This is a genomic window from Streptomyces sp. NPDC033966 (genome assembly GCF_055575955.1).
Genome location: NZ_JBVIRQ010000003.1, coordinates 279,457 through 306,052 on the forward strand (window position 1 = coordinate 279,457; position 26,596 = coordinate 306,052).

The following is a 26,596-nucleotide window of genomic DNA, read 5'->3' on the forward strand; positions in this document are numbered from 1 at the left end:
GTGCGCTCAGACCGGCCGTACCGCCATGCCGTCCAGCGCCGCCAGCAGGCCGGGCAGCTCCGGCAGTCCGGTGTCTCCTCCGTGGGGGACGGACAGGACCCCGCCCGGCTCCTCGTCCAGCAGGACGAAGGCCGGGCCGCCCGTCCGGGCCACCAGTGACCAGCCGGGCCCGTCGGCCCGCAGGGTCCGTACGCCCTCGCCCGCGAAGGCCGACCGGACCCGCCCCGGCGGCGGCGCCTGCCGCGCGTACCCGGCGGCCTCGCCCAGCGCCCGCGCGAGCCCGGGATGCGCGGCTGCCGCCGCACCGCCGTCCTCGGCGACGCGCTCGCGCCAGTCCGCCCACTCCCGCGCGATCTGGTCCGCGCCCAGGCGCCGCTGCACCGGCCCCCAGACCTCCGCCGAGGGCGGCGCTAGCGGCACCCGCCCCGTGCCGTCCGCGCCCTGTTCCGGGTCGTGCGGCTCGGGGATGCCCGCCGTCGACACCGTCAGCTCCAGCGGCCAGCCCGCCAGCGACACCACGATCGTGCGCTCGTCGGGCGACAGGTCGTACTCCATCCCGCAGTCCCAGGAGGCGATGGCCGCGGCCACGAGCGAGACGTCGTCCACCACGACCGTCCAGCGCGCGCCCTCCTCGTCCTGTCCCAGGACCAGCCCGTACCCCTCGGCGGCCGGCTCCACGCCCAGATGCGCGCAGGCCTCGGGGAAGTCGTCCCCGAGCACCGCCGGGAACTGCGCGGGGGTCAGCAGCACGGCCGTCAGCACGTACAGCGAGCCCCCGTCCTCCTCGTCGGACACGTGGCCTCCCGATGCCTCCCGATCGCGTACTCGTCGGCGCACCTTAACCAGCGGGTAACTCGCACGTCGAGACCCGACGGGGGTCGATTTCCAAGCCCGCTACCTGCACGTAGAGTTGGGGACCCGCCACAGAAAGGGAGACCGGTGCAGCGTTACGACCGGCTGAGGGAGATCCTCCGGCTCGACCCCGACAAGGACTTCCTCGCCATCTACCGGCTCACCGCCACTTACGAGTTCCCCTGGGACTTCACCCGTGCCCTGGAGCTCGCGCTCTTCAGGACCTACGCCGTCCCCTCCATCGGGGCCCTCCTCGCCGAGACCGCGGAGTTCACCGAGCGCGCCCAGAAGCGGTACGACGACACCTCGCTGCTCCTCGACGCGGTGGTCGAGCACGGCTTCGAGAGCGACACCGCGCGCACCGCGATCCGCCGCGTCAACCAGATGCACCGCAGCTACGACATCTCCGACGACGACATGCGCTACGTCCTGTGCACGTTCGTGGTGATTCCGGCGCGCTGGCTCGACGTCTACGGCTGGCGCCCGCTGACCCACCACGAGCGCCGGGCCTGCGCCAACTACTACGCGGCCCTCGGCCGGCACATGGGCATCAAGGACATCCCGGGCTCCTACGAGGAGTTCGAGACCACCCTGAACGCCTACGAGGAGGCCCACTTCGGCTGGGACGAGGGGGGCCGCGAGGTCGCCGACTCCACCCTCGACCTGATGGCCTCCTGGTACCCGGCGCCGCTCGCCCCCGCCGTGCGCCGCGCGAGCCTCGCCCTGCTCGACGAGCCGCTGCTGGACGCCTTCCGGTACGAGACCCCGCGCCCCGGCCTCCAACGGCTGGTCCGGGGCGCGCTGCGGCTGCGCGGCCGGGCGGTACGGCTGCTGCCCCCGCGCACCGCCCCGCACTACGCCCGCCAGAACCCGGAGATCAAGGGCTACCGCGGGGGCTACGACGTCGGCGAGCTCGGCACGTTCCCCGTGCCCGGCGCCGGTGGCTGCCCCGTGCCGCACCCGCGCCGCCCGGCCGGAGCCGAGGCCCAGCCCCCGGCGTAGCGCCCGGGGCGCGTGGCCTTCTCAGGCGCCGCGCACGGCCAGTACCAGGAAGCGGGTGTCCTCGTCGGCGTACGAGGTCATCCGCCAGCCGGAACCGGACAGCAGCGGGCCGAGGTTGTGCTCGGCCCGCAGGTCGTCCCGGGTCAGCTCGCGGCCGTGGCGCGCGGCGAGCGCGGCCCGCCCGATCGGGTGAAACAGCGCGAGCCGGCCGCCCGGGCGGACCACCCGGGCGAGCTCGCGCAGGTTCTCGGCGGGATCGGGCAGGTGGGCGATCAGGCCGGCGGCGAAGACCGCGTCCAGCACCCCGTCTCGCAGCGGCAGCCGGGCCACGTCGGCGCGCAGCAGGGTCCCCTCGCGGTCGCGTCCGGCCCGCCGCGCCTCGGCCAGCATCTCCTCGGTCAGGTCCACGCCGAGCACGGTGCCGGACGGCCCGACGGCCGCGCGGAGCGGGACCAGCGCCCGGCCGGTCCCGCAGCCCGCGTCGAGCACCCGGTCCCCGGGCCCCACGCCGAACTCCGCCACGGCGGTCGCGAAGGCGGGCCCGTCCTCCGGGAACTTGCCGTCCCAGGCGGCTGCGCGTGACCCGAAGAACTCCTGCACATGCGTGTGGTCTTCGTTCGTACGACTCATACGGCTCATGCGCACATGATCCCGCACCGCCACGGCCCCTGCGGAACGTGCACAAGGTGACACGTGGTGTGATCGGAGATGAACGTCTGCCTGTCATATTCCAGCAGTTGCAGCGTCTTTCGAAATGCGCCCCTTGTTCGCGCCCTCACCCGGACTAGCGTCCCGTGGCCATGGGACACCTGGACCACGCCGCCTATGGCTGGCTGACACCCGCACTGTCATACGTGATGGCATCGATCGGCGCCGCCCTCGGCCTGCGCTGCACCGTCCGCGCGCTCGCCGCGACCGGCTCCTCCCGCCGCAACTGGCTCCTCACCGCAGCCTCCGCCATCGGCACCGGCATCTGGACGATGCACTTCATCGCCATGCTCGGCTTCCACGTCACCGGCACCGAGATCCACTACAACGTGCCGATGACCCTGCTGAGCCTGCTCGTCGCCATGGCCGTCGTCGGCGCCGGGGTCTTCGCCGTCGGCTACGGCAAGGACCGCGGCCGCTCCCTCGTCCTCGGCGGCCTGACCACCGGACTCGGGGTCGCGAGCATGCACTACCTCGGCATGGCCGCCCTGCGCCTGCACGGCCGGATCGAGTACGACCCGCTCACCGTCGGCCTCTCGGTCGCCATCGCCGTCGTCGCCGCCACCGCCGCGCTGTGGGCCGCCCTCAACATCAAGTCGCCGGTGGCCGTCGCCGTGGCCTCCCTCGTCATGGGCGCCGCCGTCAGCAGCATGCACTACACCGGGATGATCGCCGTCTCCGTCCGCGTCACCCCCTCGGACGCGGCCCTGCCCGGGGCCACCGCCATGCAGTTCATCTTCCCGCTCGCGGTCGGGCTCGGCTCCTACCTCTTCATCACCGCCGCCTTCGTGGCGCTCTCCCCGACGGCGGACGAGCGGGCGGCGTCGGCCTCCGCCTCCGCACCGGGGGCTCCCGCGGCGGCCGGCCGGGAGCCCGCGTCCGGGGCGGCTACCGGAGCGGGCTTCGTTCCGGCCCCCGCCGCAGCAGCAGCGGCGCGGCGGGTCGGCGAAGGCCCCGTCCCGTCCCGCTGACCCCCCGCCCGCCCCCTGAGGATCCGTACCGCCCCGGAACGAGGAGCCCATGCGCAGACCCCGCAGAAGACCGGAAGCAGCGCCACCGCGGCGGCCCCCGCCGCGCGGCCGCCGCGCACACGCCGGTCCCCCCGCCGCGGAACCGCCGGAGCCCGGATCCCGCCGCCCCGCCCCGGCCGCGGGCGCCGGCACCGCCCGGGCCGGCGGGCCGTGGGAGCGGATGCGGCCCGCCACCGTCCGCGCGAAGATCGTCTCCCTGCTGATGGTCCCGGTCGTCTCCCTGCTCGCCCTCTGGGGCTTCGCCACCGTCAGCACCGCCCAGGACATAGCCCGGCTCAGCCGGGTCCGCCAGGCCGACGCCGAGATACGCACCCCCGTCGCCGCCGCCCTCACCGAGATCCAGGCCGAGCGCCGGGCCGTCGTACGCTTCCTCGCCGACCCCGCCTCCGGCGAGGCCTCCGCCCTCGAACAGCAGGCCCGCCGCACCGACGAAGCCGTACGCGCGCTGCGCCTCGGCGACCGGCACACCGTCGCCGACTCCGGCGACTACCGCACCGACACGGTCGCCCGCCTCGGGGCCTTCGTCGCCGCCGCGGAGGCGCTCGGCCCCGCCCGCACGGACATCGCCGCCCGCCGCGCCACCCCCGAGGGCGCCTACGAGACCTACACCCGCGTTGCCGACGCCGCCCTCGCCGCCGAGGGCGCCCTCTCCGGCGGTTCCGACCCCGAACTCGGCCCCGACGCGCGGGTGCTGCTGGAGTTCGCCCGGGCCGGCGAGCTGCTGTCCCGGGAGGACGCGCTGCTCGCCCTGCCCGGCCCCCGCACCGCCGACGCGGTGCGCCGCCTGGCCGGCGCCGTGGAGACCCGCCGCACCCTCACCGCCGCCACCGCGCGGGACCTGCCGGCGGCCCAGCGGTCCGTCTGGGAGGCCGTCTCGAAGGGAACCCCCTACGCCGAACTCACCGCCGCCGAGGACGGGGCCCTGGCGGCGGCCCCCGCGCCGGCCGCCGCGAACCCCGTCCCCGCCGCCGCGACCTCCGCCCCCGCGGCTTCGGCGGCCGCCTCGGCCGCGCGCGAGGTCCGCGGGGTGCCCGCCGGCTGGGACACCGCCTACGCGGCCGTGAGCGGCTCGATGCGCGAAGTGCGGCAGGCCGCGCACGCCCGGTCCGCCGGGCGCGCCGACCCGCTCGCCGAAGGCGCGTTCAGCCCGGCCGGCGCCGCGGTGCTGCTGGGCCTGGCGGCGGTGGCGGCCTCGCTGGTGATCTCCGTACGGATCGGCCGCGCCCTGGTGGTGGAGCTGGTGTCGCTGCGCAACACCGCGCTGGAGATCGCCCACCGCAAGCTCCCGCAGGCCATGGAACGGCTGCGGGCCGGGCGGGCCGCGGACATCGACGTCGAGGCCGAGGCCCCGTCCGGGCCGCCCGCCGAGGACGAGATCACCCAGGTCGGCGAGGCACTGTCCACCGTCCACCGGGCCGCCCTCAGCGCCGCCGTCGAACGCGCCGAACTCGCCAGCGGGGTGAGCGGCGTCTTCGTCAACCTCGCCCGGCGCAGCCAGGTCCTGGTGCACAAGCAGCTCGACCTGCTCGACTCGATGGAGCGCCGCGCCGACGACCCGGGCGAACTGGGCGACCTCTTCCGCCTCGACCACCTCACCACCCGGATGCGCCGCCACGCCGAGAGCCTGATCATCCTCTCGGGCGCGGCCCCGGGCCGGGCGTGGCGGATGCCGGTGCCGCTCACCAACGTCGTGCGGGCCGCCGTCTCGGAGATCGAGGACTACCCGCGCGTGGAGGTCCGCCGGCTCGCCGAGGCGGCCGTCAGCGGCGGATCCGTCGCCGACCTCACCCACCTGCTCGCCGAACTGATCGAGAACGCCACCCAGTTCTCCCCGCCGCACACCAGGGTCCGCGTCAGCGGCGAACCCGTCGGCGCCGGCTACGTCCTGGAGGTCGAGGACCGCGGACTCGGCATGGGCCGCGAGGCGCTCGCGGAGGCCAACCGCCGGATCGAGCACTGCGAGGACCTCGACCTCTTCGACAGCGACCGGCTCGGCCTGTTCGTGGTCAGCAGGCTCTCGGCGCGCCACGGGATCCAGGTGCACCTGCGGCCCTCGCCCTACGGGGGCACCACCGCCGTGGTGCTGCTGCCCAACTCCCTCCTCCAGGGGGCGATCGAGGCCCCGACCGCCGCCGAGCCGGAGCCTTCGCACGGGTCCGCGCCGGAGTCCGCGTCCGGGCCCGCGCGCGCAACCGGGCCCGGGTCCATGTCCGCGGCGGGGCCCGGTGCCGGACCGCGGCCGGCCCCGGTGCCCGTCCCCGTGGCGCCGCTGCGGCCGCGCGGCCCCGGCGGCACGGTCATCCGTACCGCACCGGCACCCGCGCCCGCGGCCGTACCGGAGCCGGTCGCTCCGGCCGCCTCGGTGACCGAACTGCCGCGCCGCGTACGCCAGGCCAGCCTGGTCCCGCAGCTGCGCGAGGCCCCCGCCGCCGCCCGGACCCCGGACGGTGCACCGCCCCCGGCGGACCCCCCGGACCGCAGCCCGGAGCAGGCGCGCGACCGGATGGCCGCCTACCGGGCCGGATGGGCGCGCGGCTCCCAGGACGATTCCCCCCACGCAGGCAGCGAAGGAGAAGTGTGATGACCGAACACCACAGGACCGCCCTCGACGGTGTCCGCAGATCCGGCGAACTGGACTGGCTGCTCGACGAGCTCGTCATGCGCGTCCGAGAGGTCCGCCACGCCGTGGTGCTGTCCAACGACGGGCTGGCGGTGGGCTCCTCCAGTGCCCTGGGCAGGGAGGACGCCGAGCACCTGGCGGCGGTCGCCTCCGGCTTCCACAGCCTCGCCAAGGGCGCCGGCCGGCACTTCCACGCCGGGAGCGTGCGGCAGACGATGGTCGAGATGGACGAGGGGTTCCTCTTCGTCGCGGCGGCCGGGGACGGCTCCTGCCTGGCCGTCCTCAGCACCGCGGGCGCCGACATCGGGCTGATCGCGTACGAGATGGCCCGGCTGGTCAAGCGGGTCGGCGAGCACCTCTACACGCCGCCCCGGTTCGCGGTCCGCCCCCCGGCAGCCGGGTGAGGACGGCGGTCCGGCACATGGACGGCCAGTGGTACGACGCCGAGGCGGGCCCGCTGGTCCGCCCGTACGCCATGACCGGAGGGCGTACGAAGCCGGGGCCGCACGGGGTCCGGTTCGACCTGATCGCCCTGGTCGTCGTGGACCCGGAGTCGGCCGGCGCGGGGGACGAGGCCCTGCTCGGCCCGGAGCACCGGACCCTGCTCGGGCTCTGCCGCTCCGAGACCCAGTCGGTCGCGGAGCTCTCCGCCGAGGCGGACCTGCCGGTGGGCGTGGTGCGGGTGCTGCTGGGCGACCTGCTGGAGGCGGGGCACGTGCGGGTCAGCCGGCCGGTGCCGCCCGCGCAGCTGCCGGACGAGCGGATTCTGCGGGAAGTCATCGAGGGATTGCGAGCACTGTGATGGGACTGCACGACAACGGCACGACGGGTCCCGGCGGTTCCGGCGCCGGCGCCGCGGCCGAGGAGGAACTCGCCGCGCTCGCCCTGAAGATCCTCGTGGCCGGCGGCTTCGGGGTCGGCAAGACCACGCTCGTGGGCGCGGTCAGCGAGATCAGGCCGCTGCGCACGGAGGAGCTGCTGAGCGAGGCGGGCGAACTGGTCGACGACACGGGCGGGGTGGACCAGAAGACCACGACCACCGTGGCCATGGACTTCGGCCGGATCACCATCCGGGCGGGTCTGTCCCTCTACCTGTTCGGGACGCCCGGCCAGGACCGGTTCTGGTTCCTGTGGGACGAGCTGTCGCAGGGCGCGCTCGGGGCGGTCGTCCTCGCCGACACCCGGCGGCTGGAGGACTGCTTCCCGGCGGTGGACTACTTCGAGCACCGGCGGATCCCCTTCGTGGTCGCCGTCAACTGCTTCAGCGGCGCGCGCAGTTACGCCTCGGACGAGGTGTCGCGGGCGCTGGACCTGGAGCAGGGGACACCGGTGGTGCTGTGTGACGCGAGGGACAAGGATTCGGGGAAGGAAGTGCTGATCAGGCTGGTGGAGTACGCCGGCCGGGTGCACACGGCCCGGCTGCTCGACGCCGTCGGGCCGTAGGCCGTGCCCTTCGGATCAGGCCGGGCCGTCAAGGGGCCGGATTCCTCCCCTTGACGGGCTTCTCGCCGGTGGTGAAGACGACGGGGCCGCGGTCGGGAACGGACCAGATGGGAGCGGTGTGCGGGCTTCCGTCCCCGCCGGGCGCGGACGGCGTCGGGGTGCGGACGGAGCGGCGGCCGAACGCCCGCCATTCCTCTTGAGTCATCTTCCGTGCCATGCGTCCATCTCCTTGCCGGAAAGCCCCTGGTGGGGAAGGCTTGCGGCACGACCAAGCGGGGTGGGGCGCGGCCGCGTCGGCCGGGTCAACGGGGAGGGGCTGGAAATGGCACTGGACAAGCAGCTCGACTGGCTGTTGGACGATCTGACGCGCAGGGTCCAGCAGGTCCGGCACGCGGTGGTCCTGTCGAACGACGGGCTGGTGACGGCCGCGAGCGCGGGTCTGGCGCGGGAGGACGCGGAGCACCTGGCGGCCGTCGCGGCCGGTTTGCAGAGCCTCGCGAAGGGCTCCGGCCGGCACTTCCGGGCGGGCGAGGTGCGTCAGACGATGGTCGAGTACGACGAGGGGTTCCTTTTCGTGGTGGCGGCCGGCTCCGGCAGCTGCCTGTGTGCGCTGAGTGCCGCGGAGGCCGACATCGTGCAGGTGGCGTACGAGATGACGCTGCTGGTCAACCGGGTCGGGGAGCACCTGGGCGTCGCGGAGCGGCGGATCACCGGGGGCTGACGGCCGCCGGGTCCGGTCCGGGGTTATCCACAGGCCTCGCGCGTCGCCGTCACCCCCGGTTACGGTCTTCACACAGAGTGATCGCCACTCGTGGGGGAGGACCGTGATGAAGACGAAGGTGGAGATGCCGGCGTGCGCGCCGCTCAGCGGGCTCCGCGCGGCCGGGGAACTGGGGCTGAGCCGGGGCGAGTTCGCCCGGGCCGTCCAGCTGGGGCTGGTCCGGCCGGGCCTCCGGTCGGCGAGCGGGGCCGTCCGTTTCACCCGGGCCGAGCTGGACCGGGTCAGGGCGGGGGAGGGCTTCCCGCGGGAGCTGCGCGCGCGGGTCGAGACCACGGCCGGCGCCGACGCGGGGGCGCGGGTGCTGGAGGTGGGGCCCAGCCGGTTCACCCGGCTCGCGCGCTGCGGGCACCTGACGCCCGTCGGCTACCGGATCAACCGCTACCGGGCCGTCGTCTGGCTCTACCTGGCCGCCGAACTGCGGGAGTTCGCCGCCCGGGAGCCGGGGATGCTGCGCGGGGCCGCGCCCCCGCGGGACCGGGAGCTGATGGCGGCCGGGGCGGACCTGCGCCCGCGCCGGTGGCGCGGGCGGCACGTGGGGCTGCTGCTGAGACGGACCGCCGACCCCTGGGAGCGGGCGGCCGTACTGGCCTCCGTGCTCCCGGAGGAGGAGGTGCGGGCGGCCGTGCCCGACCCGGCGGAGCGGATCGTGCTCGCCGCCCTCGCACCGCCCCCGCCCTACGGCCACCCCCGGGTTCCGGCGGCCGAGGCGGTGGCCCGGCGGCTGCTGCTGGCGGAGCCGGCGGAGGAGGTCCGCCACTACCGGGCCGGCCTGGACTCGGCCCTGGCCGGCGCGCGGGGTCAGTCGAACTCGACGGGGGAGAGGGGGCCGACGTAGACCCAGGCCCCGCCCTCGCGGGAGAAGGAGCTGTGCTCGTGCAGCGAGCCGGTGTGACCGCCCTCGCGGTAGTGGGCGCGGAACTCCACCGACCCCTCCGTCTCGAACATCCCGCCGCGCTCGGTGGCGAGGATCTCCAGGCGCTCCCAGCGCTGGTCCGGATCCAGGTCGAGCCGGCCCGGGCGGGTCGAGGGGTGCCAGGAGCGCATGAGGTAGGCGGTGTCGCCGACCGCGAAGGCGCTGAAGCGGGACCGCATCAGCAGCTCGGCGGTGGGCGCCTGCCCGGCGCCCGAGTGGAAGCGGCCGCAGCAGTCCGCGTAGGAGGCGGGCAGCCCGCAGGGGCAGGGGAGGGCCGGGGTGGGCATCGGTGCGATCAGCTCTTCGGTGAGGAGGGCGGGCGGTCAGGAGGGGTCGGGCGCCCGGGACGTCGCGGGCGCCCCGGATGTCACTGGGGCGAAACGGCGGGCCTGGCCTTCTCGGCCGGGTACGGGCGGAAGAGGCCCTCCTGCACCACGGACACCAGCAGCCTGCCCCGCACGTCGTAGATGCGGCCGCGGGCCAGCCCTCGGCCGCCGTGGGCGATGGGCGACTCCTGGTCGTACAGGAACCACTCGTCGGCCCGGAACGGCCGGTGGAACCACATGGCGTGGTCCAGCGAGGCCATGTCGAAACCGCGCATGCCCCACAGCGGCTCCACGGGGATGCGCACGGCGTCGAGGAGGGTCATGTCACTGGCGTAGGTGAGGGCGCAGGTGTGCACGAGCGGGTCGTCGCCCAGCGGGCCGACCGCGCGCATCCACACCGCGCTGCGCGGATCGGCGTCCTTGAGCTCGTCCGGAGTCCAGCGGAGCCGGTCCACGTACCGGATGTCGAAGGGCTGGCGGCGGGCCATCCGCTCCAGCGCCTCGGGCAGGGTGCCCAGGTGCTCGCGGATCTCGTCCGCGACCTTCGGGAGGGTGTCCGGGTGCGGGAAGTCGAGGCGGGGAGGCAGCTGGTGCTCGATGCTGCCCTCCTCCGGGTGATGGAAGGAGGCGGTCAGGTTGAAGATGGTCTTGCCCTGCTGGACGGCGGTGACCCGGCGGGTGGTGAAGGAGCGCCCGTCACGCACCCGCTCCACCTGGTACACGATCGGGACCCCGGGGATGCCCGGGCGCAGGAAGTACGAGTGCAGCGAGTGGACCGGCCGGTCGCTCTCGGTGGTGCGGCCGGCGGCCACCAGCGCCTGGCCGGCGACCTGCCCGCCGAACACGCGCTGGAGGGACTCCTGGGGGCTCGCCCCACGGAAGATGTTGACCTCGATCTGCTCCAGGTCGAGCAGATCGACCAGTCTCTCGGCGGGGTTCGTCATCAGAGGTTCTCCACTGTCGGGTCCGGCGGGCCGGGCGGGGCCGCCCGCGGTGGCTTGCGTATTCCGGTCAGAGCTGGCCGAGCTCGCCGACCGAGGTGACCCGGATGACGGCCCGGCCCTCCTCGTCGGACGCGGCGAGGTCGACCTCGGCGCTGATGCCCCAGCCATGGTCGCCGTTCGGGTCGGCGAAGGTCTGGCGGACGCGCCACAGGCCGTGCGCGGGGTCCTCCTCGATCTGGAGGAGCTTCGGGCCGCGCGCGTCGGGACCGGTGCCGAGGTCGTCGTACTCGTCCCAGTACGCGTCCATGGCCTCGCCCCAGGCGTCGGCGTCCCAGCCGGACTCGGCGTCCAGCTCGCCCAGCTGGTCGACGTGGTCCAGGGCCGCCAGCTCGACCCGGCGGAACATCGCGTTGCGGACCAGCACGCGGAAGGCGCGGGGATTGGCCGTGACCGGCTTGACCTGGTCGGCCTTCTCCTGGGCCTGCTCCGCCGTCTCCACCTCCGGGTTCGCCAGCTGCTCCCACTCGTCGAGGAGGCTGGAGTCGACCTGGCGGACCAGCTCGCCCAGCCAGGCGATGAGGTCCTCGAGGTCCTCGGACTTCAGGTCGTCGGGGATGGTGTGGTCCAGCGCCTTGTACGCGCTCGCCAGGTAGCGCAGCACGATGCCCTCGGTACGGGCCAGCTCGTAGAAGGAGGTGAACTCGGTGAAGGTCATCGCGCGCTCGTACATGTCGCGGATGATCGACTTCGGGGAGACGGGGTGGTCCCGCACCCACGGGTGGCTCTTGCTGTAGACGTCGTAGGCGTGGACGAGCAGCTCTTCGAGGGGCTTGGGATAGGTCACCTCCTGGAGGCGCTCCATCCGCTCCTCGTACTCGATCCCGTCGGCCTTCATCGCGCCGACCGCGATGCCCCGCTCCTTGTTCTGCTGGGCCGCCAGGATCTGGCGCGGGTCGTCCAGCGTGGACTCGACGACGGAGACCATGTCCAGGGCGTAGGAGGGGGACTCGGGGTCCAGCAGGTCGAACGCGGCCAGCGCGAAGGTGGACAGCGGCTGGTTCAGCGCGAAGTCCTGCTGGAGGTCGACGGTGAGCCGGATCGTGCGGCCCTCGGCGTCCGGGGTGTCGAGCTTCTCGACGACACCGCCGTCCAGCAGCGAGCGGTAGATCGCGATGGCCCGGCGGATGTGGCGCAGCTGGGCCTTGCGCGGCTCGTGGTTGTCCTCCAGCAGGTGGCGCATCGCCTGGAACGCGTCGCCCGGCCGGGCGATCACCGAGAGCAGCATGATGTTGGTGACCTTGAAGCGCGAGGTCAGCGGCTCCGGGTCGGCGGAGATCAGCTTCTCGAAAGTGGTGTCCGACCAGGCCACGAAGCCCTCGGGGGCCTTCTTGCGGACCACCTTGCGGCGCTTCTTCGGGTCGTCGCCGGCCTTCGCGAGGGCCTTCTCGTTCTCGATGACGTGCTCGGGAGCCTGCGCGACCACGAAACCGGCGGTGTCGAAGCCGGCCCGGCCGGCCCGGCCGGCGATCTGGTGGAACTCCCGCGCGCGCAGCGTGCGGACGCGGTTGCCGTCGTACTTGGTGAGCGCGGTGAACAGCACCGTGCGGATCGGGACGTTGACGCCGACGCCGAGGGTGTCGGTGCCGCAGATGACCTTCAGCAGGCCGGCCTGGGCCAGCTTCTCGACGAGGCGCCGGTACTTGGGCAGCATGCCCGCGTGGTGGACGCCGATGCCGTGCCGGACGTAGCGGGAGAGGTTCTGGCCGAACTTGGTGGTGAAGCGGAAGTTGCCGATCAGCTCCGCGATCTTGTCCTTCTCCTCGCGGGTGCACATGTTGATGCTCATCAGCGACTGCGCCCGCTCGACCGCCTGGGCCTGCGTGAAGTGCACGATGTAGACCGGCGCCTGCCGGGTCTCCAGCAGCTCGGTGATGGTGTCGGTGATCGGCGTGGTCACGTACTCGTAGGAGAGCGGGACGGGCCGGGTCGCGGAGCGGACCACCGAGGTCGGGCGGCCGGTCCGGCGGGTCAGGTCGTCCTCGAACCGCTTCACGTCGCCGAGGGTCGCCGACATCAGGACGAACTGCGCCTGGGGCAGTTCGAGCAGCGGGATCTGCCAGGCCCAGCCGCGGTCCGGCTCCGCGTAGAAGTGGAACTCGTCCATCACGACCTGGCCGATGTCGGCGTACTTGCCGTCGCGCAGGGCGATGGAGGCCAGCACCTCGGCGGTGCAGCAGATCACCGGGGCGTCGGCGTTCACCGACGCGTCGCCGGTGAGCATGCCGACGTTCTCGGTGCCGAAGAGCTTGCACAGGTCGAAGAACTTCTCCGACACCAGCGCCTTGATGGGCGCGGTGTAGAAGGTGACCTTGTCCTGGGCCAGGGCGGTGAAGTGCGCGCCGGCGGCGACGAGGCTCTTGCCCGAGCCGGTCGGGGTGGACAGGATCACGTTCGCGCCGGAGACGACCTCGATCAGCGCCTCCTCCTGTGCCGGGTACAGGGTGATGCCCTGGTCCTCCGCCCACGAGGAGAAGGCCTCGAAGAGGGCGTCGGGGTCGGCGGTCGGCGGGAGCTGATCAATGAGGGTCACGCCCCCCATCTTGCCTGGATTCCCCCCGGAAGAGGGAACCGGCGGACGGAGCGAAGATCATCACGGGTACGCTGGGCCGTCGAGGCGGCCCGACCGAATCCCTCCACAGGGCCCCACCACGACAGGACCGGGGCGGGAAACGACCATGATGGGTCCGGCGCACTCACTGTCCGGGGCGGCGGCCTGGCTGGGGGTGGGCGCGGCCGTGGCGGCGTTCGGACACCCGATGCCGTGGCCCGTGCTGGTCGTCGGCGCCCTCATCTGCGCCGGAGCGGCCCTCGCCCCCGACCTCGACCACAAGTCGGCGACGATCTCGCGCGCCTTCGGCCCCCTTTCCCGGGGCCTGTGCGAGGTGGTCGACAAGATCTCCTACGCCGTCTACAAGGCGACCCGCTCCCCGCGCGACGCCCGCCGCAGCGGGGGCCACCGCACCCTGACCCACACCTGGCTCTGGGCCGTCCTCATAGGCGCCGGATCCTCGGCCGTCGCGGTCGGCTTCGACCGCTGGGGCGTGCTGGCACTGCTCTTCGTACACCTGGTACTGGCCGTCGAGGGACTGCTGTGGCGGGCGGCCCGGATGTCCAGCGACATCCTGGTCTGGCTGCTCGGCGCGACCAGCGCGTGGATCCTGGCCGGGGTGCTCGACGAGCCGGGCAACGGCGCGGGCTGGCTGTTCACCGGCCCGGGCCAGGAATACCTGTGGCTCGGCCTGCCGATCATGCTCGGCGCGCTGGTCCACGACATCGGCGACGCGCTGACGGTCTCCGGCTGCCCGATCCTGTGGCCCCTGCCCATCGCCGGGAAGCGCTGGTACGCGGTGGGACCCCCGAAGATGATGCGCTTCCGGGCCGGCAGCTGGGTCGAGCTCAAGGTGCTCATGCCGGTCTTCATGCTCCTCGGCGGCATGGGCGGCGCGGCGGCCCTCGGCTTCATCTGAGCCCGCCCGCCCCGCCCGCCGCCCGCCCGCCGCCCTCCCCTGCCGCCCGCCCCGCCCGGACCCGGCGCGTCAGCCGTGCCAGGACCGCCACAGGGCCGCGTACGCCCCCTCGGCCGCCACCAGCTCGTCGTGCGAGCCGAGTTCGCTGATCCGGCCGTCCTCGACCACCGCGATCACGTCCGCGTCGTGCGCGGTGTGCAGCCGGTGCGCGATCGCGATGACCGTACGGCCGTCCAGCACCCGCGCCAGCGAACGCTCCAGGTGCCGGGCCGCACGCGGGTCCAGCAGCGAGGTCGCCTCGTCCAGCACCAGCGTGTGCGGATCCGCCAGCACCAGCCGGGCCAGCGCGACCTGCTGGGCCTGCGCCGGGGTCAGCGCGCTCCCGCCGGAGCCCACCTCCGTGTCCAGCCCCGACTCCAGGGCCCGCGCCCAGCCGTCGGCGTCCACCGCACCCAGCGCCGCCCACAGCTCGGCGTCGGCCGCACTCGTCCGGGCCAGGCGCAGGTTGTCCCGCAGGGTGCCCACGAACACGTGGTGCTCCTGGTTGACCAGCGCCACGTGCTCGCGCACCCGCTCCGCGGGCATGTGCGACAGCCGGGCCCCGCCGAGCGTGACCTCGCCCGTCCGGGGCGCGTAGATGCCCGCCAGCAGCCGGCCCAGCGTGGACTTGCCCGCCCCCGAAGGCCCCACCAGCGCCATCCGGGTGCCCGGCGGCACGGACATCGACACCCGGTGCAGGACGTCCACGCCCTCCCGGTAGCCGAAGCGGACCTCCTGCGCCCGGACGTCCCGGCCCTCCGGGGCGACCGCCCGGTCCCCCGCGTCCGGCTCGATCTCCCGCACGCCCACCAGCCGCGCCAGCGACACCTGGGCGATCTGCAGCTCGTCGTACCAGCGCAGGATCAGGCCGATCGGGTCGACCATCATCTGCGCCAGCAGCGCCCCCGTGGTCAGCTGGCCCACCGACATCCAGCCCCGCAGCACGCAGTAGCCGCCGATCATCAGCACCGCGCCGAGGATCGTCACAAAGGTGACGTTGACGACGGGGAACAGGACCGTCCGCAGGAACAGCGTGTACCGCTCCCACGCCGTCCACTCCTTGATCCGCCGCTCCGACAGCTCGATCCGGCGCCCGCCCAGACGGTGCGCCTCGACCGTGCGCCCCGCGTCGACCGTCTCGGTCAGCACGGCCGCGACCGCCGCGTACCCGGCGGCCTCCGAACGGTAGGCCGCGGGAGCCCGCCGGAAGTACCAGCGGCACCCGATGACCAGCACTGGCAGCGCCACCAGCGCGGCCAGCGCCAGCGGCGGCGCGGTGACCGCGAGGGCGCCGTAGAGCAGCCCGGCCCACACCACGCCGATCGCCAGCTGCGGCACGGCCTCGCGCATCGCGTTGGCCAGCCGGTCGATGTCGGTGGTGATCCGCGACAGCAGGTCGCCGGTGCCGGCCCGCTCCAGGACGCCCGGCGGCAGGCCGACCGACCGCACCAGGAAGTCCTCGCGCAGATCGGCCAGCATCTCCTCGCCGAGCATCGCCCCGCGCAGCCGCACCAGCCGCACGAAGCAGGTCTGCACGGCCAGCGCCAGAGCGAACAGCAGCGCCACGCGCCCGAGACGGAGTTCGCGCGCCCCCGTCGAGAGCCCGTCCACGACCTGCCCCAGCAGGTACGGGCCGGCCATGGAGGCGACCACCGCCACCGCGTTGACCGCCACCAGCACCACGAAGGCCCGCCGGTGCCGCCGCAGCAGCCCGCGCACATAGCCCCGTACGGTCGCCGGCGTGCCCACCGGCAGGGTGGCGGCCGTCTCGGGGGCCGCCGGATCGTATTGCGGCGGAGCCACGCCGATCATGCGGATTCCTCGATCCCTGTGAGTTCCTCGGCCGGCCCGGCCGCGCCGGACGCGGCCGACCGCTGTTCTTCTTCCGTCTCCCGGGTGACGACCGCCCGGTAGCGGGGTTCGCCGCGCATCAGCTCCCGGTGGGTGCCCGCCGCCAGCGCCCGGCCCTCGTGGACCAGGACGACCCGGTCCGCGCGGTCCAGCAGCAGCGGCGAGGAGGCCAGTACCACCGTCGTGCGCCCGGCGCGCAGCTCCGCGATCCCCTGGGCGATCCGCGCCTCGGTGTGCGAGTCCACCGCCGACGTCGGCTCGTCCAGCACGAGCACCTCCGGGTCGGTGAACAGGGACCTGGCCAGCGCGAGCCGCTGGCGCTGCCCGCCCGACAGGGACCGGCCGCGCTCGGTGATCCGCGCGTCCATCGGGTCCTCCACACCGTCGGGAGCCGACTGGAGCAGGGCGTCCAGGACGTCCCCGCACCGGGCGGCGGCCAGCGCGGCCCCCGCCGTGACCGACCCGGAGGCCGGTACGCCGAACAGCTCCCGCAGCGTCCCGGACAGCAGCACCGGATCCTTGTCCTGTACGAGGACCAGCCCGCGCGCCGCGTCCAGCGCGAGCTCGTCCAGCGCGACCCCGCCCAGCAGCACCGGGGGCGCCCCGCCCGCGCCGTCCACGGGGTGCCCGCCGAGCCGCTCCGCGAGCCGTCCCGCCAGGTCCGGGTCCCCGCACACGACCGCCGTGAACCGCCCGGCCGGGGCCAGCAGCCCCGTGGCGGGGTCGTACAGGTCCCCGCCCGGCGCCGGCGCGGCGGCCGGCGCGGCCGCGGAACCCTCCGCCCCGTCCTCCGTCCGCGTCAGCGACAGCACGCGGGCCGCGCGCGCGGCGGAGGGCCGCGAGAAGGAGTACGCCTGCGCGATCTCCTCGAAGTGCCGCAGCGGGTACAGCATCGTGGCCACGGCGCTGAATGCCGCGACGAGTTCGCCGACCGTCAGCCGGCCGTCCCGCACGAGCAGCGCGCCGTACCAGACCACGGTGATCAGCAGGGCGCCCGGCAGCAGCACCTGGATCGCGGAGATCAGGGCCCACATCCGAGCGCTGCGCACGGCCGCCTCGCGGACCTCCTGGGAGGCCTCCCGGTAGCGGCCCAGGAAGAGTTCCTCACCGCCGATGCCGCGCAGCACCCGCAGGCCCGCCACGGTGTCCGAGGCCAGCTCGGTGGCCTTGCCGGCCTTCTCGCGCTGGAGGTCCGCGCGGCGCGTGGCACGCGGCAGCAGCGGCAGCACCGACAGGGCGAGCACCGGCACGCCCGCCGCGACGACCACGCCGATGGACGGCGCGTAGAAGAGCAGGCCCACGCAGATGGCGACGACCGCGAAGGCGGCGGCGAGGAATCGGGACACCGCCTCGACGAACCAGCCGATCTTCTCGACGTCACCCGTCGAAACCGTCGTGACTTCTCCCGCCGCGACCCGCCGGGTCAGCGCGGAGCCCAGCTCGGCGGTCTTCCGGGCGAGGAGCTGCTGCACCCGGGCGGCCGCGGTGATCCAGTTGGTGACGGCGGTGCGGTGGAGCATGGCGTCGCCGGCCGAGATGGCCGCGCCGAACAGCAACAGCACTCCGCCGGCCAGCAGCAGCCCGGCGCCGTCGCGGTCCACGGCGGCCTCGACGCCCAGGCCGACCGTGTACGGGAGCCCGGCGACCCCGCAGAAGTGGACGAGGCCCCAGGCCAGGCTCCGGGCCTGGCCGCCGAGCTGCCCCCGGCCCAGCCACCAGAGGAAACGGGGCCCGGAGCGGGCGTCGGGTACCCCGGGATCCGGATAGGGAAGATCGCTGATCTGCATGACGCCCCACGAACTGGTCGATGACTGCAACCCGCGCAAGGTTCGTCCTCCGGACCGGACTCCGGCAATCGATTTTCCGGCCCGGGGGCGCGCGTACGGCGCCTGTTCCGGCGTACGCGCCTTCGTGCGCGCCGGGCGTGTTCAGGGGCGCGTCGCGCGCTCCAGCTCGATCAGCACCGAGTGGTAGTGGCGGCCCGTGGCCCGGTCCATGCCCACCTCGCACATCCGGTTCGCCGACAGGTGCGCGTCGAACTGGCGTGCCGTCACTTCCGCGGCCTCCCGCGCCGTCGCGGCGGCCGTCAGCTCCGGGTGCAGCATCCCCCGGTCGCCCGCGAAGGCGCAGCAGCCCGCGTCGTCCGGGACCACCACCTCCGCGGCGCAGGCCTCGGCCACGGCCCGCAGCTGCGGCTCGTCGCCCAGGTGCCGTGCCGAGCAGGTCGGGTGGAGGACCGCGGAGCCGACGGTGTGCCGGACCTCCAGGTGCGGCAGCAGCTCCTCCGCCGCCCACACGACGGAGTCGACGATCCGCAGCTCGGCGTGGAGGACGAGGTTGTCCGCGGTCAGGAACGGGACCACCTCCCGCGCGAGGCCCAGGGTGCAGGACGACGCGTCGACCACCAGCGGGAGCCGGCCCCCGGCCGTCCAGCCCCAGGCGGCCTCGACGATCCGGTTGGCCATCAGCCGGTTGCCGGCCTCGTAGCCCTTGGAGTGCCAGATCGTCGCGCAGCAGGTCCCGGCCACGTCGCGGGGGATCCACACCGGCTTCCCGGCCCGCTCCGACACGGCCACCACCGCCTCCGGCAGCGACGGACCGGGGTCCCCCGGGGGCCCGCCGAAGATCCGGTTGACGCAGGCCGGGTAGTACACGGCGGCCGCGCCCACCCGGCGGGTCGCGGGCAGCCGCCGCGCGGCGGCCCCGGGGACCTGCGGCAGCCACTCCGGCACCAGGTCGGGGCGTACGGCCTTGCGCGCCGCCCCCGTGACCGCGCCCAGCACCCGGTCCCCGAGGGTGTGCGCGATCTTCTCGGAGGCGGCCACGGCCAGCCGGGCACCGGCCTCGACGGTACGGAACCGCCGGGCGGCCAGCTCGGCGGCCCGCTCCTCGCGCGCGCCGTGCCGGCGGTGGCGGAAGTCCCGCATGAGCGCGCCGGTGTCGATCCCGACCGGGCAGGCGAGCTTGCAGGTGGAGTCGCCCGCGCAGGTGTCGACGGCGTCGTAGCCGTAGGCGTCGAGCAGTTCGGCGAGCACGGGGGAGCCCGGCTGCTGGCGCGTCATCTCGCGGCGCAGCACGATCCGCTGGCGCGGAGTGGTCGTCAGGTCCCCGCTGGGGCAGGTCGGTTCGCAGAACCCGCACTCGATGCAGGGGTCGGCCACGTCCTCCACCCTCGGGATCGTCTTCAGGCCGCGCAGGTGGGCCAGCGGGTCGCGGTCGAGGAGGACGCGCGGGGCCAGCACCGAGTCCGGGTCGAGGAGCCGCTTGGTGCGCCACATGAGGTCGGCCGCCACGGGCCCCCACTCCAGTTCCAGAAAGGGGGCCATGTTGCGGCCGGTGGAGTGCTCGGCCTTCAGGGAGCCGTCGAACCGCTCCACCGTGAGGTGGCAGAAGGCGTCCATGAAGGCCGCGTACCGGTCGACGTCGGCGGGCTCGGCGGCGTCGAAGGCGAGCAGGAAGTGCAGGTTGCCGTGGGCCGCGTGACCGGCCACGGCCGCGTCGAAGCCGTGCTCCGCCTGGAGCGCGAGCAGAGCCTCGCAGGCCTCCGCCAGACGCGACGGCGGCACCGCGAAGTCCTCGGTGATCAGGGTGGTGCCGGGCGGGCGGGCCCCGCCGACGGCGGTGACGAAGGCCTTGCGGGCCTTCCAGTACCCGGCGATGGCGGCCGGGTCGCTCGTGAAGGCGTTGGTGACCGAGGCGACGGGCGCGACCAGCTCCAGCGCGGGCAGCACCGCGGCCGCGCGGCGCTCGTACTCGGCGCGGCCCGCCGCGTCCGGCGCCCGGAACTCCACCAGCAGCGCGGCGGTGTCCTTCGGCAGCTCCGCCCAGTCGGCGGGCACGCCCGCGACGCTGACCGAGGCGCGCAGGGTGTTGCCGTCCATCAGCTCGACGGCGAGGGCGCCCGCGTCGTTGAAGAGCGGTACGGCGGCGGCCGCGGCGGGCAGGGACGGGAAGAAGAGCAGCGCGGTCGTGAGCTCGCGGTCCAGGGGGAGCGTGTCGAAGACGACCTCGGCGATGAAGCCGAGCGTGCCCTCCGAGCCGACCATCAGCCCGCGCAGGATCTCGACGGGCGTGGTGCCGTCCAGGTAGGCGTCGAGACGGTAGCCGGTGGTGTTCTTGATCTCGTACTTGGCCCGGATCCGGGCGACCAGGGCCGGATCCGCCTCGATCTCCCGCTTGAGCTCCATCAGCCCGTGGCACAGGCCCGGTTCCGCGCGGGCCAGCTCCTCGTCCGCGAGCGGGTCGGCGGTGTCCACGACGGTGCCGGTCGGCAGGACCAGGGTGAGGGAGGACAGGGTGCGGTACGAGTTCCTCGTGGTCCCGGCCGTCATGCCGGAGGAGTTGTTGGCGACGACCCCGCCGAGGGTGCAGGCGACGGCGCTGGCCGGGTCGGGGCCGAGGATCCTGCCGTGCCGGGCCAGGGCTGCGTTGGCCCGGAACACGGTGGTGCCGGGCCGGATCCGGGCGCGCCGGCCCTCCTCCAGGACCTCGATGCCGGCCCAGTGGCGGCGTACGTCGACGAGGATGTCCTCGCCCTGCGCCTGGCCGTTCAGGGAGGTCCCGGCGGCGCGGAAGACCACCTCGCGCTGCTTGCCGTGGGCGTACGAGAGGACCGCGGAGACGTCGTCGATGTCCTCGGCGACCACGACGACCTGCGGGACGAACCGGTACGGGGAGGCGTCGGTGGCGTAGCGGACCAGGTCGGAGACCTTCCACAGCACCTTCTCGGCGCCGAGCAGCTCGCTCAGCTCGGCGCGCAGGGCCGGCGGGGTGCCCCCGGCCAGCCGGTCGGGGACCCGGTCGGGGGCGGGGGCGCGCATGCCGCGCGGGCGCAGGGCTCCCGGCTTCGGTTCGAGCAGCGGCATGAGCAGCCCCTTCGTCCGTCGCGGTCCGGCACGGGCGCCGGGGCCGGCGCCCGTGCCGCCCGTCTCAGCAGCGGCGCTCCGCGGGAGCGTCCGCCAGCGCGTTCAGCAGGCCGCCGAGCACCTCGCGCTGTCCGGCGGTCAATGGAGCAAGGATCTCCTCTGCGGCGTCGGTCCGCGCGTTGCGCAGACGGCGCAGCGTGGCGCGACCGGTTTCGGTGAGCTCGATCCGGATCACGCGGCGGTTCGCGGGGTCGGGCACGCGGCGCACGCAGTCGGCGGTCTCCAGCCCGTCCACCAGGGTGGTCACGGCTCGCGGTACGACCTCAAGGCGCGTTGCCAGGTCGGCCATCCGGGGCGGCTGGTCCCCGCCGTAGTGCGAGACGAGGCGCAGCAGCCGGCCCTGGGCGGGGGTGATCCCGAGCGGCTCCATGTGGCGCTTCTGGATGCGGTGGAGCCGGCGCGTGAGGCGCAGCAGCTGCTCGGCGAGGACGCCGTCGGTGGAATCGCGGGTGTCGGTCTCGGAACCGGTGCTCATACTGGGAACAGTATCAGGACCGGATTCATTGTGAGCGTAGGTAACAATGAGCTAAGCTCATCACAGTCCCGCCTGAAGGAGGCACATGCCCCACGACGAACCGAAGTGGACCCCATCGAACGAAGCCCTCGACCCCACCCGCCCGGCCCCGGCGGACCGCCCCCGCGAGCTGCGCCGCATCGTCGGCCTGTTCCGCCCCTACCGCGGCCGGCTCGCCGTGGTCGGAGCGCTCGTCGGCGCGTCCTCCCTGGTCGGCGTGGCATCGCCGTTCCTGCTCAAGGAGATCCTGGACGTCGCGATCCCCCAGGGTCGGACCGGACTGCTCAGCCTGCTCGCGCTCGGCATGATCCTCACGGCGGTCGTGACCAGCGTCTTCGGCGTCCTCCAGACGCTGATCTCCACCACCGTCGGCCAGCGCGTCATGCACGACCTGCGCACCGCCGTCTACGCACAGCTCCAGCGGATGCCGCTGGCCTTCTTCACCCGCACCCGCACCGGCGAGGTGCAGTCCCGGATAGCCAACGACATCGGCGGCATGCAGGCCACCGTCACCTCGACCGCGACCTCGCTCGTGTCGAACCTGACCGCCGTGATCGCCTCCGTGGTCGCGATGCTCGCGCTCGACTGGCGGCTGACCGTGGTCTCCCTCCTGCTGCTGCCCGTGTTCGTGTGGATCAGCCGCCGGGTCGGCCGCGAGCGCAAGAGGATCACCACGCAGCGGCAGAAGCAGATGGCCGCGATGGCCGCGACCGTCACCGAGTCCCTCTCGGTCAGCGGCATCCTGCTCGGCCGCACCATGGGCCGCTCGCAGTCCCTCACCGATGCCTTCTCCGAGGAGTCCGAGAAGCTCGTCGGCCTGGAGGTGCGCTCCAGCATGGCCGGGCGCTGGCGGATGTCCACGATCGGCATCGTCATGGCCGCCATGCCCGCGCTGATCTACTGGGCCGCGGGCATCGCCCTGCAGACCGGCGCCCCCTCGCTCTCCGTCGGCACCCTCGTCGCCTTCGTCACCCTCCAGCAGGGCCTGTTCCGGCCCGCCGTGAGCCTGCTGTCGACCGGTGTGCAGATCCAGACCTCGCTCGCGCTGTTCGCCCGGATCTTCGAGTACCTCGACCTGCCGGTGGACATCACCGAGCGGGAGGAGCCCGTGCGGCTGGACCGCGCCAGGGGCGAGGTCCGCCTGGAAAACGTGCACTTCGCCTACGAGGCCAAGACCGGCCCCACCCTCACCGGCATCGACATCACCGTCCCGGCCGGCGGTTCCCTCGCCGTGGTCGGCCCCACCGGCTCCGGCAAGAGCACCCTCAGCTACCTGGTGCCGCGGCTCTACGACGTGACCGGCGGCCGGGTCGCCCTCGACGGGGTGGACGTACGCGACCTCGACTTCGACTCGCTGGCCCGGTCCATAGGCGTCGTCTCCCAGGAGACCTACCTCTTCCACGCCTCGGTCGCCGACAACCTGCGCTTCGCCAAGCCGGACGCCACGCAGGAGGAGATCGTCGAGGCCGCCCGCGCGGCGCAGATCCACGACCACATCGAGTCCCTGCCCGACGGCTACGACACCCTGGTCGGCGAGCGCGGCTACCGCTTCTCCGGCGGCGAGAAGCAGCGCCTGGCCATCGCGCGCACGATCCTGCGCGACCCGCCGGTACTCATCCTCGACGAGGCCACCAGCGCCCTCGACACCCGTACCGAGCACGCCGTGCAGCGGGCCATCGACAACCTCTCCAGGGGCCGCACCACCATCACCATCGCCCACCGCCTCTCCACCGTCCGCGACGCCGACCAGATCGTGGTCCTGGACTCCGGCCGGATAGCCGAGCGCGGGACGCACGAGGAACTGCTGGGGGCCGGCGGCCGCTACGCCGCGCTGGTCCGCCGGGACCGGGACGCCGCCCAGGCGCCCGACCGTGAGCGGGGCGACTCGGGGAGGGGGCCCGCGGGGGAGCCCGTACCCACTCCGGTGAACGTGTGATCGTACGACCGGGGCGGGGTGGGATGTCCGAAAGGTTCTGGTTCTGGGGTTAACGTGCCCGCATGTCTGACGAGTACCAGCCGCAGCAGCCCCATCAGCCGCCGCCGCGCCGCTCCCGGCTGACCCGTCGAGGCCGCCTGGTGCTCCTCTTCGGCGCGCTCCTCGGCATCGGGCTCGCCACAGTGGTGATCGAACCCATGCTGCCCGAGGAGGAAGCGCCCGAGAAGCCGCGCCAGTTGCTGATCCCCGAAGGCTGGCGGGCCGCACAGGTCTACGCCGCCGTCGACCGCGAACTGCGGCTTCCCGCCGGCACCACCAAATCGGCCGTCGCCACGACGGCCCTGGGCCTGCCGGCGGAGGCGAAGGGCAACCCGGAGGGCTACCTCTTCCCGGCGACCTACCCGGTGACGAAGGAGTCCACCCCGGCCGCGCTGCTGTCGTTCATGGTGCGGACGGCCAACCAGAAGCTCGCCACCAAGGCCATCGCCGACGGCGGCAAGGCGCACGGGATGACCCCGTACCAGACGGCCACCCTCGCCAGCGTCATCGAGGCGGAGGCCGACAACCCGGCCGACATGGGCAAGGTCTCCCGGGTGGTCCACAACCGGCTGGCGAAGTCGATGCCGCTCCAGATGGACTCCACCATCAACTACGCCCTGGGCCGCAACACGGTGGACACCACGCTCGGCGACACCCGCATCGACCACCCCTTCAACTCCTACGCGCGCCAGGGCCTGCCGCCGACCCCCATCGACAGCCCCGGCCTGCGGGCCATGGCCGCCGCGGTCGCGCCGACGCCCGGCGACTGGCTGTTCTTCGTCACCGTCAAGCCCGGTGACACCCGCTTCTCGGCGACCTATGAGGAACACAAGAAGCACGTCGCGGAGTTCAACCGGCTGCGCGCCGCCGCCGGTCCGCCCCCGGCCGCCGGCGGGTCCGCCCGCGACCGGGCCGGTCCGCCCGCGAAGGCCCCCGCCGTGAAATGAGCAGGCGCCACCGCCGCGCCCCGGCCTACCATCTGCCGCCTGGCGGACGGGCGGACAGGGGGGCGGCGAAGCATGAGACGGCCATGGATCACACGTCGTACGAGGACCGGCGCGCCCGCGCCGCCCGCGGCGGACGGTACCGCACCGCAGGCGGAGGAAGCGGACGAGGACCCGGACGCGATCGCCGCCCGCAAGCACCTGGAGGAGCTCTGGGGCAGTGACGTGGCGGACTGGCAGGAGTGGCTGGCCCGTTCCCCGGAAGGGGTCGACCTGCTCCTGTGGTGGTACCGGGAGGGTGAGCTCACCGCCCTCGTCGGCCCGGACCGCTACCGCGAACGCCTCGCGCGGCTGCTCTCCCGGGCCGCGCCGCGTGACGTCGCCGCCATGGGCCTGGGCTGCAGCCGCCGGGTCGACCGGCGCTGCCGCGCGCCGCGGGTCTGCGGCCAGGACCCCGCCCCGCGCACCCCCGACGGCCCGGTCCGCCTCCGCTCCGGGCCGGTACCCGGAGCGTGCAGCCGCTTCATCGACTGCTTCACGAGGCACGGGATCAGGGTCCACTTCACCGGCGACGACCGGCACAGCACGGTGCTCCTGCTCCGGGGCGGCCCGGAGGCGGCCCGCATGTGGGTGGACGGAGTCCCCGTCGGCGAGGGCCGGTGGCTGGACGACGGCGGCTGGTGGCAGGACGGCCGGTTCTACGTGATCCGCGTCGGCGGCCCCGCCGGCCATCCGCTCCAGGGCCTCGGCGACATCGGGGAGTGGCTCGACAGGATCGTTTCCCTCCTGGTGTACGACGCCGAGCGGGCCGTGGCGCACGTGTTCGTCCCCGAGCCCGCCGAGGAGTGGACGGACCCGGTGCTGGAGGTCCGCGACGGCGTCGGCTACGTCTACGCGACCGAGGAGGCCCGCGAGGCCGGAACCGCCGACCGGGAGTTCCCGGTGGACGTCCCGACCCCGGCCCCGACCCCGGACCCGGACCCGGCCCCGGCCCCGGACCCCGACCCGGCCCCGGCCCCGGACCCCGACCCGGCCCCGGCCCCCGACCCGGCCCCGGCCGGGGTCCCCGGCCCGGCCGCGGGCTGAGCCGCCGCCGGGCCCCGGGCCAGCAGGCGGCGTATCTCGCGCACAGCGGCGCCGCCGGCCCGGTTGGCGCCGATGGTCGAGGCCGACGGGCCGTAGCCCACCAGGTGGACCCGCTCGTCGCGCACCGCCCTGGTCCCCTCGACCCGGATCCCGCCGCCCGGCTCGCGCAGCCGCAGCGGTGCCAGGTGGTCGACGGCGGCCCGGAAGCCGGTGGCCCACAGGATCACGTCGGCGTCCACGCTCCGCCCGTCCGCCCATGCGACGCCGGTCGGGGTGATCCGGTCGAAGACGGGCAGCCGCTCCAGCACCCCGGAGTCCAGCCCCGCCCGCACGGCATCCGTCAGGGCCAGCCCGGTCACGCTGACCACGCTCCGCGGGGGCAGTCCCCGCCGGACCCGCTCCTCCACCAGCGCCACCGCCGCCCGGCCCTCCGCCTCCCCGAAGGCCCCCTCGCGGAACACGGGCGGCCGCCGGGTGACCCAGGTGGTCCCCGCCGCCACCTCGGAGACCTCCAGCAGGTGCTGCACCGCCGAGGTGCCGCCGCCCACCACGACCACCCGGGCCCCGGCGAACGCCCCCGGCCCGGGGTAGTCCGCGGTGTGCAGTTGGCGGCCCCGGAACAGCTCCTGGCCGGGGTAGCGCGGCCAGAACGGCCGGTCCCAGGTGCCGGTGGCGTTGACCAGCGCCCGTGCCGACCAGCTCCCGGACGCCGACTCGACGAGCAGCCGGCCCCCGGCCCCCTCGCGCACCGCCGAGACGTCCACGGGACGGCGTACGCGCAGGCCGAAGCGCTCCTCGTACGCCGCGAAGTACTCCCCGATCACCTCGGACGAGGGCCGCAGCGGATCGGCGCCGGTCAGCTCCATGCCGGGCAGCGCGTGCATCCCGTGCACCCTGCCGTAGGTCAGCGAGGGCCAGCGGAACTGCCAGGCCCCGCCGGGGCGGGGCGAATGGTCCAGCACCACGTGCTCGATGCCCGCCCGGGCCAGGTGGTAGGCGCTGGACAGCCCCGCCTGACCGGCCCCGACGACCACCACGTCCACGTCCGCCGCGCCCCTCAGCATTTCGTTCACGGTTCTACCAACTCGCCGGGGTGGCGGGATCTTCCCCCGCTC

22 protein-coding genes are annotated in these 26,596 nt (G+C 74.3%); 11 read left to right on the plus strand and 11 right to left on the minus strand.

The window, feature by feature from the left end:
* Nucleotides 1-6: 6 nt before the first annotated feature.
* Nucleotides 7-795, minus strand: a complete 789-nt coding sequence (locus ACZ518_RS10210; protein ID WP_469112573.1) for a hypothetical protein — start codon at nucleotides 793-795, stop codon at nucleotides 7-9.
* 144 nt (nucleotides 796-939) lie between these two features.
* Between ACZ518_RS10210 and ACZ518_RS10215 the strand changes: the two genes are divergently transcribed.
* On the plus strand, nucleotides 940-1,854 hold the full coding sequence (locus tag ACZ518_RS10215; RefSeq protein WP_469112574.1) for an oxygenase MpaB family protein: 915 nt from the start codon (nucleotides 940-942) through the stop codon (nucleotides 1,852-1,854).
* A gap of 21 nt (nucleotides 1,855-1,875) precedes the next feature.
* On the opposite strand, the gene ACZ518_RS10220 is transcribed toward ACZ518_RS10215, so the two are convergent.
* Nucleotides 1,876-2,493 carry a class I SAM-dependent methyltransferase gene (locus ACZ518_RS10220; RefSeq protein WP_469112575.1) on the minus strand — a complete coding sequence of 206 codons (618 nt, stop codon included), beginning with the start codon at nucleotides 2,491-2,493 and terminating at the stop codon, nucleotides 1,876-1,878.
* A 161-nt stretch (nucleotides 2,494-2,654) separates the two neighbouring features.
* Between ACZ518_RS10220 and ACZ518_RS10225 the strand changes: the two genes are divergently transcribed.
* From ACZ518_RS10225 to ACZ518_RS10245, 5 genes are read left to right on the plus strand one after another with little or no spacing between them, the layout of a single operon-like run.
* Complete coding sequence (locus tag ACZ518_RS10225) at nucleotides 2,655-3,533, plus strand: MHYT domain-containing protein (RefSeq protein ID WP_469112576.1); 879 nt, start codon at nucleotides 2,655-2,657, stop codon at nucleotides 3,531-3,533.
* A gap of 49 nt (nucleotides 3,534-3,582) precedes the next feature.
* Nucleotides 3,583-6,174: a sensor histidine kinase gene (locus ACZ518_RS10230; RefSeq protein ID WP_469112577.1), complete on the plus strand. Its 2,592-nt coding sequence runs from the start codon at nucleotides 3,583-3,585 to the stop codon at nucleotides 6,172-6,174.
* Nucleotides 6,174-6,617, plus strand: coding sequence for a roadblock/LC7 domain-containing protein (locus tag ACZ518_RS10235; protein WP_469112578.1), 444 nt, complete (start codon nucleotides 6,174-6,176; stop codon nucleotides 6,615-6,617). The genes ACZ518_RS10230 and ACZ518_RS10235 overlap by 1 nt, the downstream gene beginning before the upstream one ends.
* A 17-nt stretch (nucleotides 6,618-6,634) precedes the next feature.
* A complete protein-coding gene (locus tag ACZ518_RS10240) occupies nucleotides 6,635-7,015 on the plus strand; it encodes a DUF742 domain-containing protein (protein WP_469112579.1) in 381 nt (126 codons plus the stop codon).
* Entirely contained in the window at nucleotides 7,015-7,656 is a 642-nt protein-coding gene (locus ACZ518_RS10245; RefSeq protein ID WP_469112580.1) for a GTP-binding protein, read from the plus strand. Before ACZ518_RS10240 ends, ACZ518_RS10245 begins: the two co-directional genes overlap by 1 nt.
* A gap of 28 nt (nucleotides 7,657-7,684) precedes the next feature.
* On the opposite strand, the gene ACZ518_RS10250 is transcribed toward ACZ518_RS10245, so the two are convergent.
* Nucleotides 7,685-7,873 carry a pyridoxamine 5'-phosphate oxidase family protein gene (locus ACZ518_RS10250; protein WP_469112581.1) on the minus strand — a complete coding sequence of 63 codons (189 nt, stop codon included), beginning with the start codon at nucleotides 7,871-7,873 and terminating at the stop codon, nucleotides 7,685-7,687.
* A gap of 105 nt (nucleotides 7,874-7,978) precedes the next feature.
* Between ACZ518_RS10250 and ACZ518_RS10255 the strand changes: the two genes are divergently transcribed.
* Nucleotides 7,979-8,377: a roadblock/LC7 domain-containing protein gene (locus ACZ518_RS10255; protein ID WP_042800536.1), complete on the plus strand. Its 399-nt coding sequence runs from the start codon at nucleotides 7,979-7,981 to the stop codon at nucleotides 8,375-8,377.
* 106 nt (nucleotides 8,378-8,483) lie between these two features.
* A complete protein-coding gene (locus ACZ518_RS10260; protein ID WP_469112582.1) occupies nucleotides 8,484-9,272 on the plus strand; it encodes a DUF6397 family protein in 789 nt (262 codons plus the stop codon).
* Here the strand turns inward: ACZ518_RS10260 and ACZ518_RS10265 are convergent.
* The 3 genes from ACZ518_RS10265 to ACZ518_RS10275 form a co-directional block, all read right to left on the minus strand.
* Nucleotides 9,236-9,637 (minus strand): YchJ family protein, encoded by a 402-nt coding sequence (locus ACZ518_RS10265; RefSeq protein ID WP_469112583.1) that lies wholly within the window; start codon nucleotides 9,635-9,637, stop codon nucleotides 9,236-9,238. The genes ACZ518_RS10260 and ACZ518_RS10265 overlap by 37 nt on opposite strands.
* An 80-nt stretch (nucleotides 9,638-9,717) precedes the next feature.
* Nucleotides 9,718-10,620 (minus strand): acyl-CoA thioesterase, encoded by a 903-nt coding sequence (locus ACZ518_RS10270; protein ID WP_469112584.1) that lies wholly within the window; start codon nucleotides 10,618-10,620, stop codon nucleotides 9,718-9,720.
* Between the two features lie 67 nt (nucleotides 10,621-10,687).
* On the minus strand, nucleotides 10,688-13,210 hold the full coding sequence (locus tag ACZ518_RS10275; RefSeq protein WP_469112585.1) for a DEAD/DEAH box helicase: 2,523 nt from the start codon (nucleotides 13,208-13,210) through the stop codon (nucleotides 10,688-10,690).
* A 145-nt stretch (nucleotides 13,211-13,355) separates the two neighbouring features.
* On the opposite strand from ACZ518_RS10275, the gene ACZ518_RS10280 reads away from it, so the two are divergent.
* Nucleotides 13,356-14,147, plus strand: coding sequence for a metal-dependent hydrolase (locus ACZ518_RS10280; protein ID WP_469112586.1), 792 nt, complete (start codon nucleotides 13,356-13,358; stop codon nucleotides 14,145-14,147).
* A 69-nt stretch (nucleotides 14,148-14,216) separates the two neighbouring features.
* Here ACZ518_RS10280 and ACZ518_RS10285 read toward each other — a convergent pair whose 3' ends face one another.
* The 4 genes from ACZ518_RS10285 to ACZ518_RS10300 form a co-directional block, all read right to left on the minus strand.
* Nucleotides 14,217-15,998, minus strand: coding sequence for an ABC transporter ATP-binding protein (locus ACZ518_RS10285; protein ID WP_469112587.1), 1,782 nt, complete (start codon nucleotides 15,996-15,998; stop codon nucleotides 14,217-14,219).
* Nucleotides 15,995-17,824, minus strand: coding sequence for an ABC transporter transmembrane domain-containing protein (locus tag ACZ518_RS10290; protein WP_469112588.1), 1,830 nt, complete (start codon nucleotides 17,822-17,824; stop codon nucleotides 15,995-15,997). Before ACZ518_RS10290 ends, ACZ518_RS10285 begins: the two co-directional genes overlap by 4 nt.
* A gap of 141 nt (nucleotides 17,825-17,965) precedes the next feature.
* Nucleotides 17,966-20,902 carry an FAD-binding and (Fe-S)-binding domain-containing protein gene (locus tag ACZ518_RS10295; RefSeq protein ID WP_469112589.1) on the minus strand — a complete coding sequence of 979 codons (2,937 nt, stop codon included), beginning with the start codon at nucleotides 20,900-20,902 and terminating at the stop codon, nucleotides 17,966-17,968.
* A gap of 64 nt (nucleotides 20,903-20,966) precedes the next feature.
* Nucleotides 20,967-21,437: a MarR family winged helix-turn-helix transcriptional regulator gene (locus ACZ518_RS10300; RefSeq protein WP_469112590.1), complete on the minus strand. Its 471-nt coding sequence runs from the start codon at nucleotides 21,435-21,437 to the stop codon at nucleotides 20,967-20,969.
* A gap of 85 nt (nucleotides 21,438-21,522) precedes the next feature.
* Between ACZ518_RS10300 and ACZ518_RS10305 the strand changes: the two genes are divergently transcribed.
* Together ACZ518_RS10305 and mltG are read left to right on the plus strand one after the other, a co-directional pair.
* Nucleotides 21,523-23,412 (plus strand): ABC transporter ATP-binding protein, encoded by a 1,890-nt coding sequence (locus ACZ518_RS10305; RefSeq protein ID WP_469112591.1) that lies wholly within the window; start codon nucleotides 21,523-21,525, stop codon nucleotides 23,410-23,412.
* A 62-nt stretch (nucleotides 23,413-23,474) separates the two neighbouring features.
* Complete coding sequence (gene mltG, locus ACZ518_RS10310) at nucleotides 23,475-24,398, plus strand: endolytic transglycosylase MltG (protein WP_469112592.1); 924 nt, start codon at nucleotides 23,475-23,477, stop codon at nucleotides 24,396-24,398.
* 887 nt (nucleotides 24,399-25,285) lie between these two features.
* On the opposite strand, the gene ACZ518_RS10315 is transcribed toward mltG, so the two are convergent.
* Nucleotides 25,286-26,545, minus strand: a complete 1,260-nt coding sequence (locus ACZ518_RS10315; RefSeq protein WP_469112944.1) for an FAD-dependent oxidoreductase — start codon at nucleotides 26,543-26,545, stop codon at nucleotides 25,286-25,288.
* Between the last annotated feature and the right edge of the window lie 51 nt (nucleotides 26,546-26,596).

Coding starts and splice junctions, on each gene's coding strand:
- ACZ518_RS10255 (WP_042800536.1), top strand. CDS start 7,979: ATGGCACTGGACAAGCAGCTCGACTGGCTGTTGGACGATCTGACGCGC.
- ACZ518_RS10235 (WP_469112578.1), top strand. CDS start 6,174: ATGACCGAACACCACAGGACCGCCCTCGACGGTGTCCGCAGATCCGGC.
- ACZ518_RS10270 (WP_469112584.1), bottom strand. CDS start 10,620: ATGACGAACCCCGCCGAGAGACTGGTCGATCTGCTCGACCTGGAGCAG.
- ACZ518_RS10300 (WP_469112590.1), bottom strand. CDS start 21,437: ATGAGCACCGGTTCCGAGACCGACACCCGCGATTCCACCGACGGCGTC.
- ACZ518_RS10225 (WP_469112576.1), top strand. CDS start 2,655: ATGGGACACCTGGACCACGCCGCCTATGGCTGGCTGACACCCGCACTG.
- ACZ518_RS10230 (WP_469112577.1), top strand. CDS start 3,583: ATGCGCAGACCCCGCAGAAGACCGGAAGCAGCGCCACCGCGGCGGCCC.
- ACZ518_RS10250 (WP_469112581.1), bottom strand. CDS start 7,873: ATGGCACGGAAGATGACTCAAGAGGAATGGCGGGCGTTCGGCCGCCGC.
- ACZ518_RS10220 (WP_469112575.1), bottom strand. CDS start 2,493: ATGAGCCGTATGAGTCGTACGAACGAAGACCACACGCATGTGCAGGAG.
- ACZ518_RS10295 (WP_469112589.1), bottom strand. CDS start 20,902: ATGCCGCTGCTCGAACCGAAGCCGGGAGCCCTGCGCCCGCGCGGCATG.
- ACZ518_RS10315 (WP_469112944.1), bottom strand. CDS start 26,545: ATGCTGAGGGGCGCGGCGGACGTGGACGTGGTGGTCGTCGGGGCCGGT.
- ACZ518_RS10290 (WP_469112588.1), bottom strand. CDS start 17,824: ATGCAGATCAGCGATCTTCCCTATCCGGATCCCGGGGTACCCGACGCC.
- ACZ518_RS10285 (WP_469112587.1), bottom strand. CDS start 15,998: ATGATCGGCGTGGCTCCGCCGCAATACGATCCGGCGGCCCCCGAGACG.
- ACZ518_RS10265 (WP_469112583.1), bottom strand. CDS start 9,637: ATGCCCACCCCGGCCCTCCCCTGCCCCTGCGGGCTGCCCGCCTCCTAC.
- ACZ518_RS10280 (WP_469112586.1), top strand. CDS start 13,356: ATGATGGGTCCGGCGCACTCACTGTCCGGGGCGGCGGCCTGGCTGGGG.
- ACZ518_RS10240 (WP_469112579.1), top strand. CDS start 6,635: ATGGACGGCCAGTGGTACGACGCCGAGGCGGGCCCGCTGGTCCGCCCG.
- ACZ518_RS10245 (WP_469112580.1), top strand. CDS start 7,015: ATGGGACTGCACGACAACGGCACGACGGGTCCCGGCGGTTCCGGCGCC.
- ACZ518_RS10260 (WP_469112582.1), top strand. CDS start 8,484: ATGAAGACGAAGGTGGAGATGCCGGCGTGCGCGCCGCTCAGCGGGCTC.
- mltG (WP_469112592.1), top strand. CDS start 23,475: ATGTCTGACGAGTACCAGCCGCAGCAGCCCCATCAGCCGCCGCCGCGC.
- ACZ518_RS10305 (WP_469112591.1), top strand. CDS start 21,523: ATGCCCCACGACGAACCGAAGTGGACCCCATCGAACGAAGCCCTCGAC.